Below are 17,359 nucleotides of genomic sequence, written 5' to 3' on the forward strand. Positions count from 1 at the left end.
GCGCACACCCCGTCAGTCGGTTTCGATACGCGTCTGTGCGCCCCTGCAGGCAAGAAAAAAGGCGGGGATCACCCGCCTCTTTCGTCTTGAGAACCGGAAAAGCGATCAGCCCTTAACCCAGTCACCAAAATTGTCGGTGGTTTTTTCTTCACCGTCGCCGTAACCCGCCTCGTAGGCCTCGGTCACACGCTGTTCTTCGCGCTGCGGGTTACCCAGGAAGCCTGCCTGCCAACCCTGGATATACTCTTCGTCGACGCCCATCTCTTCCATCTTGGTGACCGCGTCGTAGTAGAACTGGTTCATGTCCGATCTCCGAATTAAGCCAACTTCTGTCGCCCCTCTCGCCAGCCTGCTCCACCGGCCGCACCCTGTGCGGCGCACATCGTTGACGGCAGGACTGGAGCCGGATTCTGCCCGGCGCAGCGGCTCTTATCTCAATCAAGAGGGGCATTAGAATACTCTGGTTTTCTAAACACTGACAAGGGGCTTTTCTGTTGCGCCCCGGGCGCGACGGTGCCGCGAACCCATTTCCGCGCGGGGGTTGACCTCGCGCGGCGCCGTTCCCATTCTTTGCGGCTGCCGCAGTAGCAGGAGTCCCGATGCGCCCCGCCCAGTTGCTCACCATTCTCGATCGCGAATTCCTCAGTACCCACGAAGGACACCACACCCCGGTGATGCTCTGGGGGCCGCCGGGCGTCGGAAAATCCGACATGATCCGCCAGACCGGAGAGCGTCACGCGGCCCCGGTGATCGACATCCGGCTGTCGCAGATGGAGCCCAGCGACCTGCGCGGCATCCCGTTTCGCAACGGCGAGTTCGTCGAATGGGCCGCGCCGGCGATCCTGCCCAATGCGGCCCGCCACGGCGAACACGGCATCCTGTTTCTCGACGAGATCACGTCGGCCCCGCCGAGCGTCTCGGCCGCCGCCTACCAGCTGATCCTCGATCGCCGGCTCGGCGAGTACGAGGTGCCTGCCGGATGGGCGATCTTCGCGGCCGGCAACCGCCAGGGCGATCGCGGGGTCACCTACACGATGCCCGCACCGCTGGCCAACCGCTTCTCGCATTTCGAGGTCGACACCCACCTCGACGACTGGGTCGCCTGGGCCTACCAGCATGCGATCGACGAACGGGTCATCGCATTCCTGCGCTTCCGCCCGGAGTTGTTGTTCGATTTCGACCCGGCACACAACCCGGTGGCGTTTCCGTCGCCGCGTTCCTGGGAATTCGCGCACCGCAGCCTGCAGAAGTTCGCCGACCACGGCAGCCTTCTGCAGGGCGCGCTGCAGGCGTGTGTCGGACCCGCCGCGGGCATCGAACTCACAGCGTTCGTCAACAGCCTGGACAAGATGCCCGACCTGGACGATATCGTCGCCGGTCGCGAGGTGCCGGTACCGGACGAGATCGACCTGCAGTACGCGGTGGCCGCCGCACTGGTGGGGCGCGCGATCCGTGCCGCCGAAACCCCCGACGCGGTCACGATCACGGGCCGCATTCTCGACTATGCGGGCCGGTTCCCGCAGCGCGAGATGGGCGTGATGCTGGTTTCCGACCTGCACCGGGCGATCGGCGAGTCGCTGTTTCAGGTGCCTGCATTCGCGACCTGGGCCAACGCCATCGCCGACGTCATGCTGTACGAGTGAGATCGGCGATGGATCTGCAGGCGATCGAGACCAAGCTCACCGCGGCGCGTGCCAAGCTGATTCTCGACAAACCCTTTCTCGGCGCCCTGGTGTTGCGCCTGCCGCTGGCCGCGGCCGATCCGAACTGGTGCCCGACCACCGCGACCGACGCACGCAAGTTTTATTTCAACGCCGATTACATCGCCTCGCTGTCGATGTCCCAGACCCAGTTCATGCTGGCCCACGAGGCCCTGCACTGCGCGCTGTCACATTTCGCGCGCCGCCAGCATCGTGTGCAACACCGCTGGGATCTCGCATGTGACTACGCGATCAACCCGCTGCTGCTGGAGGACGGACTCACGCCGCCCCCGAACTGCAACGTGATGCCACAGTACCTGGGCATGACCGCCGAAGAGATCTATCCGCTGATCGACGAGAACGATCAAACGGAGACCCTCGATCAGCACCTGTTCGACCAGGACAACCAGTCCGGCGGCGGGCAGCAGGGGCAGGCACCGGACAAGCCGGACAACGCCCAACAGGCGCCCGGCCGGGGGGGCGACAACAGCGAGCGCGAGGACGACCGCGACCATGGCGGAGACACCCCGCTCGACGAGCCTTCCGAGCAGCAGGACGGTGATGGCGCCAAGCCGCTCGAGGCCGACGCGTCGCGCACCGAGCAGCCACCGCGCGACGATGATCGCGACGGCCGTGGCGAACCTACCCCTCCGCCACTGAGCGCCGAGGAACGCCAGACGCTCGAGGTACAGTGGCAGCAAAGGCTCGCCGGGGCGGCCCAGCAGGCGATGCAGGCCGGCAAGATGGGCGGCAGCATGGCGCGCCTGGTCGATCACCTGCTGCAGCCGCAACTGCCCTGGCGCATGCTGTTGGCGCGCTACATGACGGCGATGGCGCGCGACGACTTCACCTACATGCGGCCGTCGCGTCGCGAGGGCGAGGCGATCCTGCCGTCACTGAAGAGTTCACAGGTGGAGATCGTCGTCGCGGTCGACACCAGCGGTTCGATCCGTGCGGGCGAGATGGACGAGTTCCTGTCCGAGGTGTCGGCCCTGAAAGGTCAGATGCGCGCCCGGGTAACCCTGTTGGCCTGCGACAGCGACCTGGCAGACGGCGCCCCCTGGGTATTCGAGCCGTGGGAAGACTTCCGCTGCCCGGCCGAGATCCACGGTGGCGGCGGCACCGATTTCCGTCCAGTATTCGAATGGCTGGACGAACAGGGCGGCAGACCCGAGTTGCTGGTGTACTTCACCGACGCGCAGGGGCGATTTCCGCAGCACGAACCGAACTATCCGGTGATCTGGCTGGTCAAGGGAAAAGATCCGGTTCCCTGGGGGCAACGGATTCAACTCAACTGACCGGCGACGACCGGTGCCGATGATCTGCATGAACAAACCAGTTAACGCATCCAAGGGCGCACGCATCGCGCTCAGCCTGTTGCTGCTGGCGGCGCCGGCGCCGCCTGCCATGGCGCTCGATACCGATCTGCCGGACCTGGGCAACTCGGCGGGCAGCCTGATGTCGCCGAAACGCGAGCGCGATCTCGGCAAGGCCTTCATGCGCGGCGTGCGACGATCCGAAAAGGTGATGGACGACCCGCTGCTCGCCGACTACATCGAACACCTTGGGCAGAAGCTGGTGGCCGCGAGCGACGTCAAGGGCACACCGTTCCACTTTTTCCTGATCGACGATCCGACGATCAACGCGTTCGCCGGTCCGGGTGGCCACATCGGGGTGTTCTCGGGACTCGTGATGACCACCGACACCGAGAGCGAGCTGGCGGCCGTGTTGGCGCACGAGATTGCACACGTCACCCAGCAGCACCTGATGCGCGCCTGGGAATCCACGAGCCAACTGAGTATCCCGAGTGCTGCAGTACTGCTCGCCGCGATCGTACTCGGGGCGACCGTCGGCGGTGACGCGGCGGCGGCCGCGGCGGTCGGCGGCCAGGCCGCACTCATCCAGCAACAGATCAACTTCACGCGTGCGAACGAACAGGAAGCCGACCGCGTCGGTATCGACATCCTCGCACACAGCGGCTTCGAACCGCGCGCGATGCCGTCGTTCTTCGATCGGATGGGAAAGGCGAACCGGATATACGCGAGCAAGCTGCCGGAATTCCTGATGACCCACCCGGTCACGACCAGCCGCACAGCGGACGCGCTCGGCCGCGCCGAACAGTTTGCGTATCGGCAGGCGCCCGAGGACCTCCGCTATCAGCTGGCACGCATCAATCTGGTGCAGCGTCAGATGGACCGGCCCGAAGAGGCAGTGCGCGAACTCGGCCTGATGCTCGAGGATGGCCGATTCCGCAACGAGGCGGCGCTGCGCTACGGGATCGCGCTCGCCCAGATACGCGCCGGACAATTCGACGATGCCGCCAAGACCCTCGACCGTCTGCTCGAACAGCATCCGGAGGTGGTCGAATTCGTCGTGTCCAGGGCGCAGATCGACGCGCAACAAGGCGCCACGGAGCGGGCGTTGAAACGCCTCGAACGCTCGCTGACTGCGGACCCTGGCAGCCTGGCACTCAATCTGACCTACGCCGAAACCGCGCTGGCGGCCGGCAAGCCGGCCGACGCCGAGACACGGCTGCAACGCTTCCTGGACTTCCGGGGAGAGGAACCGCGGATCTATCAGCTGCTCTCGCGGGCCGCCGGCGACCAGGACAAACGTGCCCTCGGGCACGAATATCTCGCCGAGTATTATTACCTTACGGGTGACGTGAAGGCGGCCATACTGCAACTGGAGATCGCGCTGAAGGTGCCGGGGCTGAACTTTTACGACGCGTCGAGACTCGAATCCAGACTGGTCGACCTGCGCGCCGAAGATGAAGAAAAGGACGACAAAGGACGGCCGAAACCGTAGTTTATTCCATCAGAAAATTTGCTGGAGTCTTATTCGAGGCAGATGTTTGCGAAAGCAAATCAATGCATTATTCTAGCTTCCCTACCCGGGTTGACGGGAAATCCGATGTGACGAGCCATGTCGGAGAGCAGCATCAGGCCGAACCGGATGTCGAAAACAACACCATAACGCTGCACGGCCCACTACACACCACGCAAAGATAACGATAGGAGGAAAGGCGATGCGGAAAACCGCAAGTTTCGCGACAGCGGCCATATCCCTGGCTGCATTGTTCGCCAGCGCAAGCATGCTGCCCACGGCAGCCGGGGCTGCCGATGCCGAGACCATCAAGATGGGCAAAGAGGTTGCCTTCGACCGCAGGAAGGGCAACTGCCTCGCCTGCCACATGATGGGCGACGGCGAAAGCCCGGGCGATATCGGACCGCCGCTGATCGCCATGAAGGCGCGGTTCCCGGATCCGGCCAAACTGCGCGCGCAGATCTGGGACCCGATGGTGGCCAATCCCGATACACGGATGCCGGCGTTCGGAAAGTACGAGGCGCTTTCGGGCAAAGAGATCGATGCCATCGTCGCCTATCTCTACACGCTTTAAAGCAAGTCACGAGTATCAACAAGGTTTAGTTAGGAGAAAGTTGATGACCATGAACATCAAACGTCGCGTATTCCTCAAGGGTTCGCTGGCGGCCGGGACCGTCGGTGTCGCAGTCGGTGCCGGCCTGCTGGCCCCGCAGGCGGTCGTCGCCGCGTGGAACGAAAAGGCCTTCCAGGCGAAGAGCGTCGACGAGGCACTTACCGACGCGCTCGGTGCGGCATCCAATACCGCATCCGATGCGATCAAGATCAAGGCCCCGGACATCGCCGAGAATGGCGCCGTGGTACCGGTATCGGTCGCCGCCGACATGGACGGTGTCGAGTCCATCGCGCTGCTCGCGGAAGGCAACAACACCCCCCTCGTGGCCACCTTCATGCTGGGTGCGGGCGCGGTGCCTGACGTATCGACGCGCATCAAGATGGGCAAGACCAGCGACGTGATCGCGGTAGTCAAGGCCGGTGGCAAGCTGCATTCGGCGCGCAAGAGCGTGAAGGTCACGATCGGCGGCTGCGGCGGTTGATCGGTACCGAACGACTAAATTCAGCAACAGCCAAAGAATTTTCGAGGTAAAGCTACATGGCCAACAGCATCAAAATCCGCGCCAAGATCAAAGGCGACACCACCGAGGTCAAATGCCTGATGACCCATCCGATGGAGACCGGTCTGCGCAAGGACAGCAAGACGGGCAAACTGGTACCGGCGCACTTCATCAACGAAGTGATGGCGGAATCGGGTGGCAAGACCGTGATGACTGCCGAGTGGAGCGGCGGTATCTCCAAGAACCCTTATCTGTCGTTCTCGTTCAAGGGCGCGGCGAAAGGTGACGAGGTGAAGATCACCTGGAAGGACAACAAAGGCGAGTCCGATTCGGAAACCGCGAAAATCAGCTAGTCAGGGCATACCGTGCGAGCAGACTCCGCCCGCTCGGAGTCTCCGCGACGGGCATCCACTCGGGAGGAGAGAAGATCTATGAAATCGACGAGACTGGCCCTGGCAGCCGTCTGCGCACTCAGTGCGACGGTGGCCTTTGCCAACAAGCAAGCAACCGACACCTCACCGTCCGAAGACCTCAAGGTCTATCGTGACTATTTCCAGAAGCGTTTTCCCGGCATTCCGCTGAATGAATTCAGCAACGGTGTCTATGCGCTGGATAAAGTGGCACGGGACAACTGGGAGGCGATCGAGGAATTCCCGCCTTATGAGCCGATGATCGAGGCCGGCGAGTCGATCTGGAACAAGCCGTTTGCCAACGGCAAGTCGTTCGGCAGCTGCTTCAACGACGACCCGGCGCAACGCAAGAACTACCCGCACTGGGATGCCAAGCGCAAGATGGTCGTGACGATGGAACTGGCGATCAACGAGTGCCTGGAGGCCAACGGCGAGAAGCCCATGGGTTACAACAAGGGCAAGATCGCCGATCTGGCGGCCTATATGGCGTACCAATCGCGCGGCCAGCAGACCAACGTCCAGATCCCGAACGATGCAGATGCACTGGCCGCATACAACGACGGCAAGGCATTCTATTTCGCGCGGCGTGGTCAGCTGAACTTCTCCTGCGCCCATTGCCACATGGAGAGTGCCGGGTTGCATGTCCGTACGGAGCTGCTCAGCCCGGCCCTCGGGCACACGTCGGGATGGCCGGTGTATCGCGCCAAATGGGGTGAGCTCGGCACGTTGCACCGTCGCTTCGGCGGCTGCAATGAGCAGGTGCGTGCGAAGAAGTTCAAGCCGCAGGGCAAGGAGTACCGTAACCTGGAGTACTTCCTGACCCACATGAGCAACGGTATCGAATACAACGGGCCATCAGCCCGCAAGTGAGATAACCGAGCTACAGGCAAAAAGCCCGGGGTTACCCGGGCTTTTTGTTGTCCGGAATATCCGGCGCTCTCACACTGTTCGTGTCAGGTGGGATCGACTTCGACTAGCGTTCCCCGGCCTTGGCGACCCCGTCGTCCTCCGACAACGTGTCTTCCGCGGCTGCAGTCTGGTTCTCGACATCCGTAACCATGCTGTCGAACAACGCTTCATCATCCGCAACCTCGACCAGGTCGGCCGGATCCGGCGCTGTGGCCGGCGCGCTGTCGGCCGCACCTCCTCCGGACTTGGCCGCCGCCGCATCGAGCAACGCATCCAATTCATCGTCGTCCATGACCGAGACGTCTTCCGGCGTTTCGGCATCGTCCGCCTGTTCGAGCATTTCGGACAACAGGCTATCCGGTACGTCCGCTTCGACCGCCTCGACCGCCTCGACCGCCTCGACCGCCTCGACCGCTTCGACCGCCTCGACCGCCTCGACCGCTTCGACCGCTTCGACCGCTTCGACCGCCTCGACCGCTTCGACCGCTTCGACCGCTTCGACCGCTTCGACCGCTTCGACCGCCTCGACCGCTTCGACCGCCTCGACCGCCTCGACCGCTTCGACCGCTTCGACCGCTTCAACCGCTTCGACTGATTCGAGCATCTCCTCGGTGGCCTCGCCTGGCGGCGACCCGGCCTTCTGCGGCAGCTCCTCGTCGTCCGGTGCGGCGGCAGCAGCACCACCCGGCGACGTCTTATCCTCCGCCACCGCGAACATCGTCGAGTACTCGCTCAACATCCGGCTCATCGCCTCCATCGTGACCCGGATCTCGTTCGACAGACGCTGGTTTTCTCCGCGCAGCTCCTCCAGCTCGCTGCTGTCCACGGCGGCCTCCCCGGCATCCGTCGCATCGCCCGCGACCAGCGTGGCCGGCAAGTCGTGATACAGATCGACCAGGGCCTGGGTGTCGATATCAAAGCGTGCGGCCGCCGCCGCATCACGCTGGTGGTAGATATCCGCAAATCGCTGCAGTAGCTGCACCTCGTTGCTCAACAAGGTGTGCTTGACCTGCTGCAGCGGCTTTCCCGAAAGCCCGGCCTTTTGCAGAAAGGCCTCGACGGCCGCCTCACGCTCGCCCTTTCCGTTACGGATACGCACCGCCAGGGCGCGCAGTGCCTTGGCGTCGCGCCGACGTTGCGCCTGGTTTCGGAACCAGGCGACAGACAACAGCACCACCAGCAGCAACACCAGTTCGACACCGAGCGCAGCACCCATCAACGGCATCATCTGGTTCACGCCGCGTGCTCCTCCGGGGCGTCCCCGGCGGGCTGCTTCGCCTCTCCACCGCCCCCGACGAGCTCGTCGAAATCGAATTCGTCATCCGTGCCCGCCCGGCGTCGCCGCAGGAACCACCAGGCACCTGCGCCACCCAGCAGCAGCAGGTTGAATCCGGCGAAGGCGAGTACCGGCATCAGCCAGCCCGCCTCCTCCGCTGCCGCTTCCTGCGGTGGCGGTTCGTCGACCGGTTCTACGGCCGGCGGCTGTTGCTCGACGGGCGCCGGCGCTTCGACCGGCGGTGTGGGTTCGGGTTCGGCTTCGGCTGCCGGCTGCGGTGGCGCCGGCGGCGGTACACCGGGCCGCATCAAAGGGCCACCGGTCCGGGTGACGAGATTACCCAGCCGGCTGCGCCCGGCGACCTTGAAGAACGCCGGCTGGTCGGCCTCGATCAGCGACGCCTGCCAGACACCGTCATCCGCGCTTTGCCCCTGCAGCACCGTCCGCGCACCGTCTGCGCCTTGCTGCCAAGCCTCGATCTGCAGGTCCGGCTGCAGGACCGCCGTCTCCGGACGCACCTTCAGTACAGCGCCGTCGGCGGTATCGACCACCTCGCCCACGGCCGCTTCGTGCACCGCCAACCTCAGCCGCTTCTCTCGCATGAAGGTCGGACTGTCGACCGAGACCAGCAGCTCGACGCTGTCCCTGGGGCGCGGTTCCGCGTAGCGCATCGTGAAACGTCCGTCACCGGCCGCCTCGTCATCCGCCTCGCCGCGATCGTTGAGGTCGATCGGCGCACGGCCTTCGTCGGTGGTGGCGTCGGCTCGCACCTCGAGCAGTCGCAGGAAGGCCGGGCGACTCACCAGCTCGCCCTTGTTGCTCAGGTGTGCCTCTATCCGCACCGGCTCATCGGCGGCGATATGGGCCGGCACCTCGGAAACCTGCAGCCTCAGGTCGGTCACGACCATGACCCGGTTGTCGGGATCGAGGTCGGCTCGCAGTCGCCACTCCCCCTTCGCCGGCGAAGCGATCGTGATGAGGTCATAACCCTGGTCGCGATACCAGGCCACCCCGGCGGTCAGGTCGCTGTCGGTGAATTCCTCTCCCGATGGCGAGAACAGCACGGGCGGCGGCGCGTCCGCTTTGCTGAACAACAACACCGTTGCCTCGCTGATGCTGGCATCGACGGTGAAGCGATTGTCTTCGAGTGGCAGGGCGTCCGGCGTCCCGACCGTCTCGAACATCCGTAAGAAAGCGCGTTGCAACTCCTCGGCCTGGGCGACCTGCTGGTACCAACCGCCGGTCTCACCGGCCAGGCGCTTCATCAGTTCGTGGTCCGCCCGCTCGGAAAGTGCGATCGTGTGAACGCGCACCTTTGCCGATTGCAGCCGAGGCAGGATCTCATCGATTATGCGTGCCCGCGACTGCGCATTCTCATCCGCTTGCTTGGAGACGTCGACCATACCGTCGGTCAGCAGGATCAGATGCCGTGCCTCGCCTTCGGCGGCGCCCTCCCAGTCCGCCGAGGCCTTCAGCAGGACCTCTTCGATGTTCGTGAACTGCCCTGGCGAGTTGATCTTCTTGGACAACGACTGGATGCGGGTCTTCCAGGCCGCGTCGACCTCGGCCACCGGCACCAGATTGTTGACCCATTTGGCGAAGGTCCAGACTCCGGCGCGGGTGTCCGGTTGCAGCAGGCCGGCGAGCATGCGCAGCGCCGGTCGGCGCAGATTGTCCGGATCGTTCTGCCGCATGCTGCCGGAGATATCGATCAGAATGCGCACATCCGTCCGTCCGTCCGGCCGGCTCGGCGACGGCAAGGTCCGCCGCCAGCATCCAGGCCAGCACAATACTCAGCAGTCGCAACACACCGCGCACCGACGATGGCGATTCGGGCATAACTAGTCCCTGACGAGAAACGTGTTCCTGTCGTGGTAACGGCCGCCGGCCGCGGCGCTTTAGAAAAGCCTCCCGATATCATTGACTTCGCCGGCTTTCGTCGATGCCGGGGAAGACCCCGGCGGCGTTAGCTGCGCACCCTGCGATAAGGGCTCAGGCGGCGATCGTCGGGCCGCTGGAAGCGACGGTAGGTCCATTGGTAGTGGTCGGGGTGGCTGCGTACGCAGCGCTCGATATCTCGGTTCAGCGCGGCAGCGGCCACCTCCGGCGAGCGGTCGCCGATCGCGGCTTCACCTTCGAAATGGTGTGCTCGGTAACGTCGTGTCGCGTGATCGTAGACCGCGCAACAGACCAGCACGGCCGCCTGATGGCGTCGCACGAGCCGATTGACCAGCGTCATCGTCAATGCGGGATGATCGAAAAACGGCGCGACGACTCCGGAGGCACCGGCTGTCTTGGGCACCTGGTCGGGCAGAATGCCGACGATCTCGCCACGCTGCAGCGCATCGTGCATGGCGCGCAGACCCTGTCGATCGATCGGCACCGGCACCAGCCCCGAGCGTTCGCGACCTGTCCGCATCAGGCCGTCCAACGCCGGCATCCGCGGCGGCCGGTAGAGCGCGGTTGCGGGTGCGACGCGGGTTGCGAGGTAAGCGATCAACTCCCAGTTGCCGAGGTGCGGCATCGCGATGATCAGTCCGTGACCGCGCGCCAGCAACGCCCTCGCCGCCTCGTAGAAGCCGTTGTCATCGACCATCGTCGTCCAGTCGCGCGGCTTGCCGCCCCAGACCTTCACCATCTGGGCCAGACTGCGTCCGGACTCGATGAGATTGCTGCGCACCAGGCGCTCGCGCGCCTGTTCGTCGAGCGCCGGAAAACACAACGCGACATTGACCCGCGCGTTGTCGACCTCGCGACCGCCGACGGCGTAGACGGCGCGTCCCGCCGCGGCGCCGGCTGCACCCACCCAGCCCCACGGCAACAGCGCCAACAGCTTGACCAGCAGTGTGACGAGTCGATCACGCATACCTTGATTGATCGGCGGACATCCCGGACGGCAGACCGCAATCTGCCCAATTGGTCTATAAAACCTACTTGCAAGGAATCGAGGGAATACGATGAGCAAGCAGGACCCGAGCGAATTATCACCCAAACAGGCACACCAGATGTTGCAGGACGATCCGCGCGCCTTGCTGGTCGATATACGCTCGACCATGGAGTTCCTGTTCGTCGGGCACCCGACGGGCGCTGTCCATGTCGCGTGGATCGACGAACCGGACTGGGAGATCAATCCGCACTTCGTGGCGGAGATCCGGAAATTGCTGCTTGGCGGCGCCGTATGCGACGCCCAGGAAGGATGCGCGCCGGTGATTCTCATCTGCCGCAGCGGCAAACGGTCGGCGGAGGCCGGTCGCGCCCTCATCGAGGCCGGATTGAAGAACGTATTTCACATCGACGAGGGTTTCGAGGGCGACCTGGACGACCATCACCAACGTGGCAATGTCGGCGGCTGGCGCTTCCACGGCCTGCCCTGGGAGCAATGCTGACCAACCAGGTCCGGCGTGTTAGGCTTGTTCCGGAAGCCCCCTGTTGTCATGTTACGCATGCCCGCTGCCGTCACCCTGTGTTCCCCGACCTTGCGCAGACCCCTCGCCCGCCTGCTTGCCGGCTACGGGTTACACATCGAACTCGTGGACGACTGCACCGTGATCCCGGGCTCTTACTGGGGCGAAAGCGAGGCGGGCCTGATCGGCGACCGGCTTTACGTGCGCTCGGACACGCCACTGCATTCGATCCTGCACGAGGCCTGTCATTTCATCTGCATGGATGACCAGCGACGTGCACAGTTGCACACCGATGCGGGCGGTACCGTTGGCGAAGAGAACGCGGTCTGTTACCTGCAGGGATTGCTCGCCGATCAGCTGCCTGGCTACGACCGCAGTCGCCTGTTCGCCGACATGGATGCCTGGGGCTACAGCTTTCGCCTGGGCTCAGCCAGGGCATGGTTCGAGCGGGACGCCGATGACGCGCGCTGCTGGCTGCTGGACCATGGCATCATCGACAACACGCAACGCCCGACCGGCGTACTGCGCAGACAGTGAATCACGACGGACCTGAACAATGATCGAAAAATGCCTGTTTCCCGCGGCCGGCTACGGCACGCGATTCCTGCCCGCAACCAAAGCCATGCCCAAAGAGATGCTGCCGATCGTCAGCAAGCCGTTGATTCAATATGGCGTCGAAGAGGCGATGGAAGCCGGGATGAACAACATCGGAATGGTCACCGGGCGCGGCAAACGCGCGCTGGAAGACCACTTCGATGTCAGCTACGAACTCGAACACCAGATCAGCGGTACCTCGAAAGAGAAATACCTTGCCGATATCCGCCGCATCATCAACGAGTGCACCTTCTCGTATACGCGGCAGACCGAGATGAAAGGCCTGGGCCACGCGATCCTGACCGGCGAAACCCTGATCGGACGCGAGCCTTTCGGCGTGATCCTCGCTGATGACCTGTGCGTCGGCGAAGACATCGGCGTACTGGCGCAGATGGCTGCGATCTATGCAAAGTATCGCTGCAGCATCGTCGCGATCGAGGAAGTGCCGCGCGACGAGGTCCACAAGTACGGGGTGATCGCCGGCTCTCCACTGGAGGATGGCGTGTTCGTGGTATCGAACATGGTCGAGAAACCGTCGCCGGAGGAGGCACCATCGAACCTTGCGATCATCGGCCGGTACATCCTGACACCCGACATCTTCGACGTCATCCGCGCCACCCCGCCGGGGCGCAACGGCGAGATCCAGATTACCGACGCGCTGCAGACCCAGGCGGTCAAGAACATGGTCCTCGCCTATCGGTTCAAGGGCCAACGCTTCGACTGCGGCAGTGTCGAGGGTTTCGTCAGTGCGACGAATTTCTTCTACGAGCAGTGGAAGGCCGAGCAGGACTGACAACCCCGCCACCGGGTCATCTGCGGTCGACCAGCTGCAGGAAGGCCGCAGCCTTGTCGAGCGACTCCTGGTACTCGTCGTCGCATACCGAATCGGCGACGATTCCACCGCCTGCCCAGTAGAACAGGTCCCCGTCGCGCAACAACGCGGTTCGAATCGCGATACTGCTGTCGAGCCGACCGTCGAAACCGAGGCGTAGGATGCTGCCGCAGTACGCCTCGCGCCGTTCCGGTTCCAGTTCATCGATGATCTGCATCGCACGGCGTTTGGGCGCACCGGTGACCGAGCCGCCGGGGAAACACGCGGAGACCAGGTCCAATGCATCGTGTCCCGGCGCCAACCGTCCTTGTACCGTGCTTACCAGGTGGTGCACCGTGGCGAACGACTCGACCTGAAACAGCGCCGGCACCTCGATCGAGCCGGGCGTGCAGACCTTGCCGAGATCGTTACGCAACAGGTCGACGATCATCAGGTTCTCGGCGCGGTCCTTGACGCTGTCGAGCAGCTGCGCGCGCAGACGCACGTCGTCCGCCGCCGTGGCGCCACGCGGCCTGGTCCCCTTGATCGGCCGGGTGGTGACCCGGTCGTTGTGCAGACCCAGGAACTGCTCCGGCGAGGAGCTCAGCAGCTGACCGAACGGCAACTCCAGCAGCGCACCGTACGGTGCGGGATTCTGTTCGCGCATGTACTGGTACAAGGACCAGGCGTCGTTGTCCGTGCGTGCACGAAAACGCTGCGCGAAATTGACCTGGTAACAGTCGCCATCGTGGATATAGCGCTGAATGCGCGCGAACCGATCACCATAGGCCGCCCGGTGCATGCCGGCATCCACCAGTTCGCCGCGCACCGCACCCACCCGAGGCGCCGCAGACCGGACCGCGAGCAGGCGGCGCAACGCCGACTGCCAGCCATGCTGTTGGCGCGGATCCCTGCCTTGACGGACGAACCAGCTGCGCTGGCGGGCGTGGTCAACGACCACCGCCCAGTCGTACAGACCGACCGCCATCGTCGGCCAACCGGGCATCCCCTCACGCGGTGGCAGGCCCGTCCAGGAACGCGCGAGATCGTAGCCGAGAAAGCCGATCGCACCGCCGCAGAACGGCAGGTCGCCGACCGCCTCGCTGCGTGGACCGAGGAGCGAACGCAGCAGCGCCAGTGGATCGTCGTGCACCCGAGACAGCGACCCGTCCGCGCTTGCGATCAGCGTCTCACCATCGTGCACGACCAGCGTCTGATAGGGGTCGGCGGCGATGACGTCGAAACGTCCACCGCCCGACGCGGGGTAGCCACTGTCCAGCCAGACCGGCCAGGGTAGCTCGCGCAGTTCGGCGTACAAAGCCCGGCTGTCGCGCCAGTAGGGCAGGCGTTCGATGTGTGGTGTATTCAATCGTCGACCGGGGCGCGAGACGCTCGCCGCGCTGCCACGCAACGTCGTCGACCGGAAACACAGACAGCACCGGGCGAATCCCCGGTGCCGTCTGTCAGGCGGGGCGGTGCGGCGCAAAAGGCCGCATCACGCACCCGCGGGGGGGACCGTGGTAGGGTCGATCAGAACAGATCGATGACCACTTCGACGCGACGGTTCGGCGCGAGGCAGGACAATGCAGCCGAGCCACGCATACCTTCGCAGGCGGCCAGCGGCTCCGACTCACCCTTGCCCGACACCTCGATCGCCTGCGGCGACACGCCGGCACGTTCGACCAGATAGTCGTTGACGGAGCCCGCGCGACGCAGCGACAGGTCGAGGTTGTATTCCTCGGTTCCGACTCGGTCCGCATGACCGGTCAGACGCACCGCCTTGATCGAACCCTGCGACTTCGCCTGGCTGACCAGGCTGTCGAGGGCCGCAGTCGCCTGGCTGTCCAGGTCGGCACGGTCGAACGCAAAGTTCACCGTGGCCTCGGCCGAGGTCATGGCCACCGGCTCAGGCGCGACCGGAGCCGCTTCGACCACCGGCATCGGAGCCGGCGGCGGCTCCGCGACTTTGCCGTCGCAGCCTACGATCGCCATGTCCGCATTCCAGAAATTGGTGTGCAGACACTCACCGCTGCCACTGCGCCACACGTCAGCGGCCTTGTCGTCCCAATAACCTTCGGCGGCCTGTATCTGCGAAGCGCCAACCAAAGCCGCCAACACGACAGCAACTTGAAGAATCCGGGTTTTCATTATCGACCTCCTCACAGATCGTCAGAGCCCATGAACTAGGGGGTTTCCCGCAGTTGATTAAGTATAGCCCCCAACGCATCCAGCACCATTAAGGGAATGCAAAGGCGTTTCGAGATAAAAATCACACTTGTGGGGAAAAACGTCTTAGATGTTAGACGAATGGTGCGCATGCTACAGCTATTCTGGTAGGCCGCGCCACAAAAGATTGATTTCGTCGATGATGTTCCATCTTGGTGCAATCCCGCCGTACGCCTGCACCAATCACGCCACCCGGCCATCCCGAGAGGCCCGACGAACGCCGGCCCGGCAGATCCGGGCGCCCGAAGCGGTGCTGGCGCGGTAATTGCTCCCCCAGTTGAATCCGGACTTGGCGTCGCAGGAGCCATGACCATTCAATCGGCACCCTCCACCGCAGGCACTGTGCCGCCCCTGTCGGAGCTACCGCCGGCGGCGCGCATCGAGGCCCGTCTCGCGTACCTGTATGGCGCAGACCGGGCTGCTGAGATCGCGCGCCGCATCACGCGCCTGATCAAGACCCACCGGCAGTTGCGTACCCGCGTGGTCCAGGGCGCCTACTGGTCGCACGCCGACACGGTATTGATCAGCTATGGCGATACGATCCAGTCGTCCACGCATCCGCCATTGCAGACACTGCACCGCTTTCTCGTCGAACACCTGCACGACGCGTTCAGCATGTTGCACATCCTGCCGTTCTTTCCGTGGAGTTCGGACGACGGTTTTGCGGTCACCGACTTCCGCGCGGTGAAACCCGACCTGGGTGGTTGGCAGGATATCCGCCGTATCGCCGAGGACTTCGACCTGGTCGTCGACCTGGTGTTGAACCATTGTTCGCGTGAGAACCTCTGGTTCGTCGATTTCATCTTCGGCGATGCGCCGGCGTGCAACTACTTCATCGAGATGCCGCCAACGACCAATGTATCGATGGTAACGCGCCCGCGCACCACACCGCTGCTCAGCGGCGTGCGGACACCGCAGGGACTGCGTCATGTCTGGACCACCTTCAGCAACGACCAGATCGACCTGAACTACGCGAACCCGGACGTCCTGGTCGAGTTCATCGACATCATGCTGTATTACATCCGCCGCGGTGCGCGGATGTTGCGGCTCGACGCTGTCGCGTATCTGTGGAAGGAACTGGGTACCCGCTGCATCCACCTGCCGCAGACCCACCAGGTCGTGAAACTGCTGCGCGACGTATTGGACCTGGTCGAGCCGGGCGCACTGATCATGACCGAGACGAACGTCCCGCATGCAGAGAACATCGCCTATTTCGGCACGGGCGACGAGGCGCACGTCATCTACCAGTTCAGCCTGCCGCCTCTGCTGCTACACGCCCTGCACAGCGGCAGCAGTCGCTACCTGAATGCCTGGGCCACCGACCTGGAGAGCAACCCTCCTCCGCCCAACTGCACCTATCTGAACTTTACCGCGTCGCACGACGGCGTCGGTCTGCGTCCGCTCGAAGGCCTGATCCCACCGGATGAAATCAATAACCTGCTCGACGCAATGCGCGAGCGCGGCGGCTACATCTCGACCAAGTCGAACGTCGACGGCAGCGAAAGCCCGTACGAGTTGAACATCAGCTATTTCGACGCATTCAGGGACCCGCTCGCCGATCAGACCCGGCAGATCGCAAGTTTCATGGTCTCTCAGTTGATCACGCTCGCGTTCCGTGGCATCCCCGCCGTGTATTTCCATTGCCTGACGGCAACGCCGAATGACTATCTGGGCGTCGAACGCACCGGCATGACCCGCTCGATCAACCGTCGCAAATGGGACGACGCCGAGCTTCGCTACCTGGTCTGCGATCCTGCGAGCACGACCGGCACGGTGTTTCCGCTCTACCAACGTGCACTCGTGATCCGTCGCCAGCAGGCTGCATTCCATCCCGACGCGGCGCAGACGATTCTCGAACTCGGTGATTCGGTGTTCGGCTTCGAGCGCGTCGCATTGGATGCTAGCCAGCACATTCTGGTAGTCGCCAACCTTACCGCGCAGCCGGTCATGATCGATCGCGAGCGGCTGCCAGGCGACCTGGCGCAGCGTATCGACCTGCTCGGGACAGATTCGACCGTCATCCAGGATGACCAGTTGCAGATACCGGGCCATGCGGTGCTCTGGTTGGCCGCCTCCTGAGACTCGCGGTCG

Annotated in this window: 17 protein-coding genes; 11 read left to right on the forward strand and 6 right to left on the reverse strand. The window is 63.9% G+C overall.

The genetic code is table 11. The features are described 5' to 3' along the window. Window positions 1-105 precede the first annotated feature (105 nt). Complete coding sequence (locus H6955_04980) at window positions 106-303, reverse strand: hypothetical protein (GenBank protein MCP5312885.1); 198 nt, start codon at window positions 301-303, stop codon at window positions 106-108. 296 nt (window positions 304-599) lie between these two features. Between H6955_04980 and H6955_04985 the strand changes: the two genes are divergently transcribed. The 7 genes from H6955_04985 to soxA all read left to right on the forward strand — a co-directional run bounded on the left by H6955_04985 (window position 600) and on the right by soxA (window position 6,918). Then, window positions 600-1,643, forward strand: a complete 1,044-nt coding sequence (locus H6955_04985) for a MoxR family ATPase (protein MCP5312886.1) — start codon at window positions 600-602, stop codon at window positions 1,641-1,643. A gap of 8 nt (window positions 1,644-1,651) precedes the next feature. Further along, on the forward strand, window positions 1,652-2,998 hold the full coding sequence (locus tag H6955_04990; protein ID MCP5312887.1) for a hypothetical protein: 1,347 nt from the start codon (window positions 1,652-1,654) through the stop codon (window positions 2,996-2,998). 28 nt (window positions 2,999-3,026) lie between these two features. Further along, entirely contained in the window at window positions 3,027-4,508 is a 1,482-nt protein-coding gene (locus H6955_04995; GenBank protein ID MCP5312888.1) for a M48 family metallopeptidase, read from the forward strand. A 220-nt stretch (window positions 4,509-4,728) separates the two neighbouring features. After that, complete coding sequence (gene soxX / locus H6955_05000) at window positions 4,729-5,100, forward strand: sulfur oxidation c-type cytochrome SoxX (protein MCP5312889.1); 372 nt, start codon at window positions 4,729-4,731, stop codon at window positions 5,098-5,100. Between the two features lie 49 nt (window positions 5,101-5,149). Then, entirely contained in the window at window positions 5,150-5,620 is a 471-nt protein-coding gene (gene soxY, locus H6955_05005) for a thiosulfate oxidation carrier protein SoxY (protein ID MCP5312890.1), read from the forward strand. 56 nt (window positions 5,621-5,676) lie between these two features. Further along, window positions 5,677-5,991 (forward strand): thiosulfate oxidation carrier complex protein SoxZ, encoded by a 315-nt coding sequence (gene soxZ, locus H6955_05010; protein ID MCP5312891.1) that lies wholly within the window; start codon window positions 5,677-5,679, stop codon window positions 5,989-5,991. A 78-nt stretch (window positions 5,992-6,069) separates the two neighbouring features. Next, window positions 6,070-6,918 carry a sulfur oxidation c-type cytochrome SoxA gene (gene soxA / locus H6955_05015; GenBank protein ID MCP5312892.1) on the forward strand — a complete coding sequence of 283 codons (849 nt, stop codon included), beginning with the start codon at window positions 6,070-6,072 and terminating at the stop codon, window positions 6,916-6,918. Between the two features lie 103 nt (window positions 6,919-7,021). Here the strand turns inward: soxA and H6955_05020 are convergent, their stop codons facing one another. The 3 genes from H6955_05020 to H6955_05030 all read right to left on the reverse strand — a co-directional run bounded on the left by H6955_05020 (window position 7,022) and on the right by H6955_05030 (window position 11,099). Beyond that, window positions 7,022-8,194: a hypothetical protein gene (locus H6955_05020; protein ID MCP5312893.1), complete on the reverse strand. Its 1,173-nt coding sequence runs from the start codon at window positions 8,192-8,194 to the stop codon at window positions 7,022-7,024. After that, entirely contained in the window at window positions 8,191-9,957 is a 1,767-nt protein-coding gene (locus tag H6955_05025; protein ID MCP5312894.1) for a VWA domain-containing protein, read from the reverse strand. The genes H6955_05020 and H6955_05025 overlap by 4 nt, the downstream gene beginning before the upstream one ends. A gap of 242 nt (window positions 9,958-10,199) precedes the next feature. After that, window positions 10,200-11,099, reverse strand: coding sequence for a lysophospholipid acyltransferase family protein (locus tag H6955_05030; GenBank protein ID MCP5312895.1), 900 nt, complete (start codon window positions 11,097-11,099; stop codon window positions 10,200-10,202). 91 nt (window positions 11,100-11,190) lie between these two features. On the opposite strand from H6955_05030, the gene H6955_05035 reads away from it, so the two are divergent. From H6955_05035 to galU, 3 genes are read left to right on the forward strand one after another with little or no spacing between them, the layout of a single operon-like run. Further along, entirely contained in the window at window positions 11,191-11,619 is a 429-nt protein-coding gene (locus H6955_05035) for a rhodanese-like domain-containing protein (GenBank protein ID MCP5312896.1), read from the forward strand. Window positions 11,620-11,676: 57 nt separating this feature from the next. Then, window positions 11,677-12,174, forward strand: coding sequence for a hypothetical protein (locus H6955_05040; GenBank protein MCP5312897.1), 498 nt, complete (start codon window positions 11,677-11,679; stop codon window positions 12,172-12,174). A 19-nt stretch (window positions 12,175-12,193) separates the two neighbouring features. Next, complete coding sequence (gene galU / locus H6955_05045) at window positions 12,194-13,024, forward strand: UTP--glucose-1-phosphate uridylyltransferase GalU (GenBank protein MCP5312898.1); 831 nt, start codon at window positions 12,194-12,196, stop codon at window positions 13,022-13,024. 16 nt (window positions 13,025-13,040) lie between these two features. Here the strand turns inward: galU and pabB are convergent, their stop codons facing one another. Then, a complete protein-coding gene (gene pabB / locus H6955_05050) occupies window positions 13,041-14,411 on the reverse strand; it encodes an aminodeoxychorismate synthase component I (GenBank protein ID MCP5312899.1) in 1,371 nt (456 codons plus the stop codon). A 161-nt stretch (window positions 14,412-14,572) separates the two neighbouring features. Then, window positions 14,573-15,190 carry an OmpA family protein gene (locus H6955_05055; GenBank protein MCP5312900.1) on the reverse strand — a complete coding sequence of 206 codons (618 nt, stop codon included), beginning with the start codon at window positions 15,188-15,190 and terminating at the stop codon, window positions 14,573-14,575. Between the two features lie 429 nt (window positions 15,191-15,619). Between H6955_05055 and H6955_05060 the strand changes: the two genes are divergently transcribed. After that, a complete protein-coding gene (locus H6955_05060) occupies window positions 15,620-17,347 on the forward strand; it encodes an alpha-amylase (protein MCP5312901.1) in 1,728 nt (575 codons plus the stop codon). The last annotated feature ends 12 nt before the right edge of the window (window positions 17,348-17,359 follow it).

Source organism: Chromatiaceae bacterium (assembly GCA_024235395.1).
Taxonomy (GTDB): domain Bacteria; phylum Pseudomonadota; class Gammaproteobacteria; order Chromatiales; family Chromatiaceae; genus Thiosocius.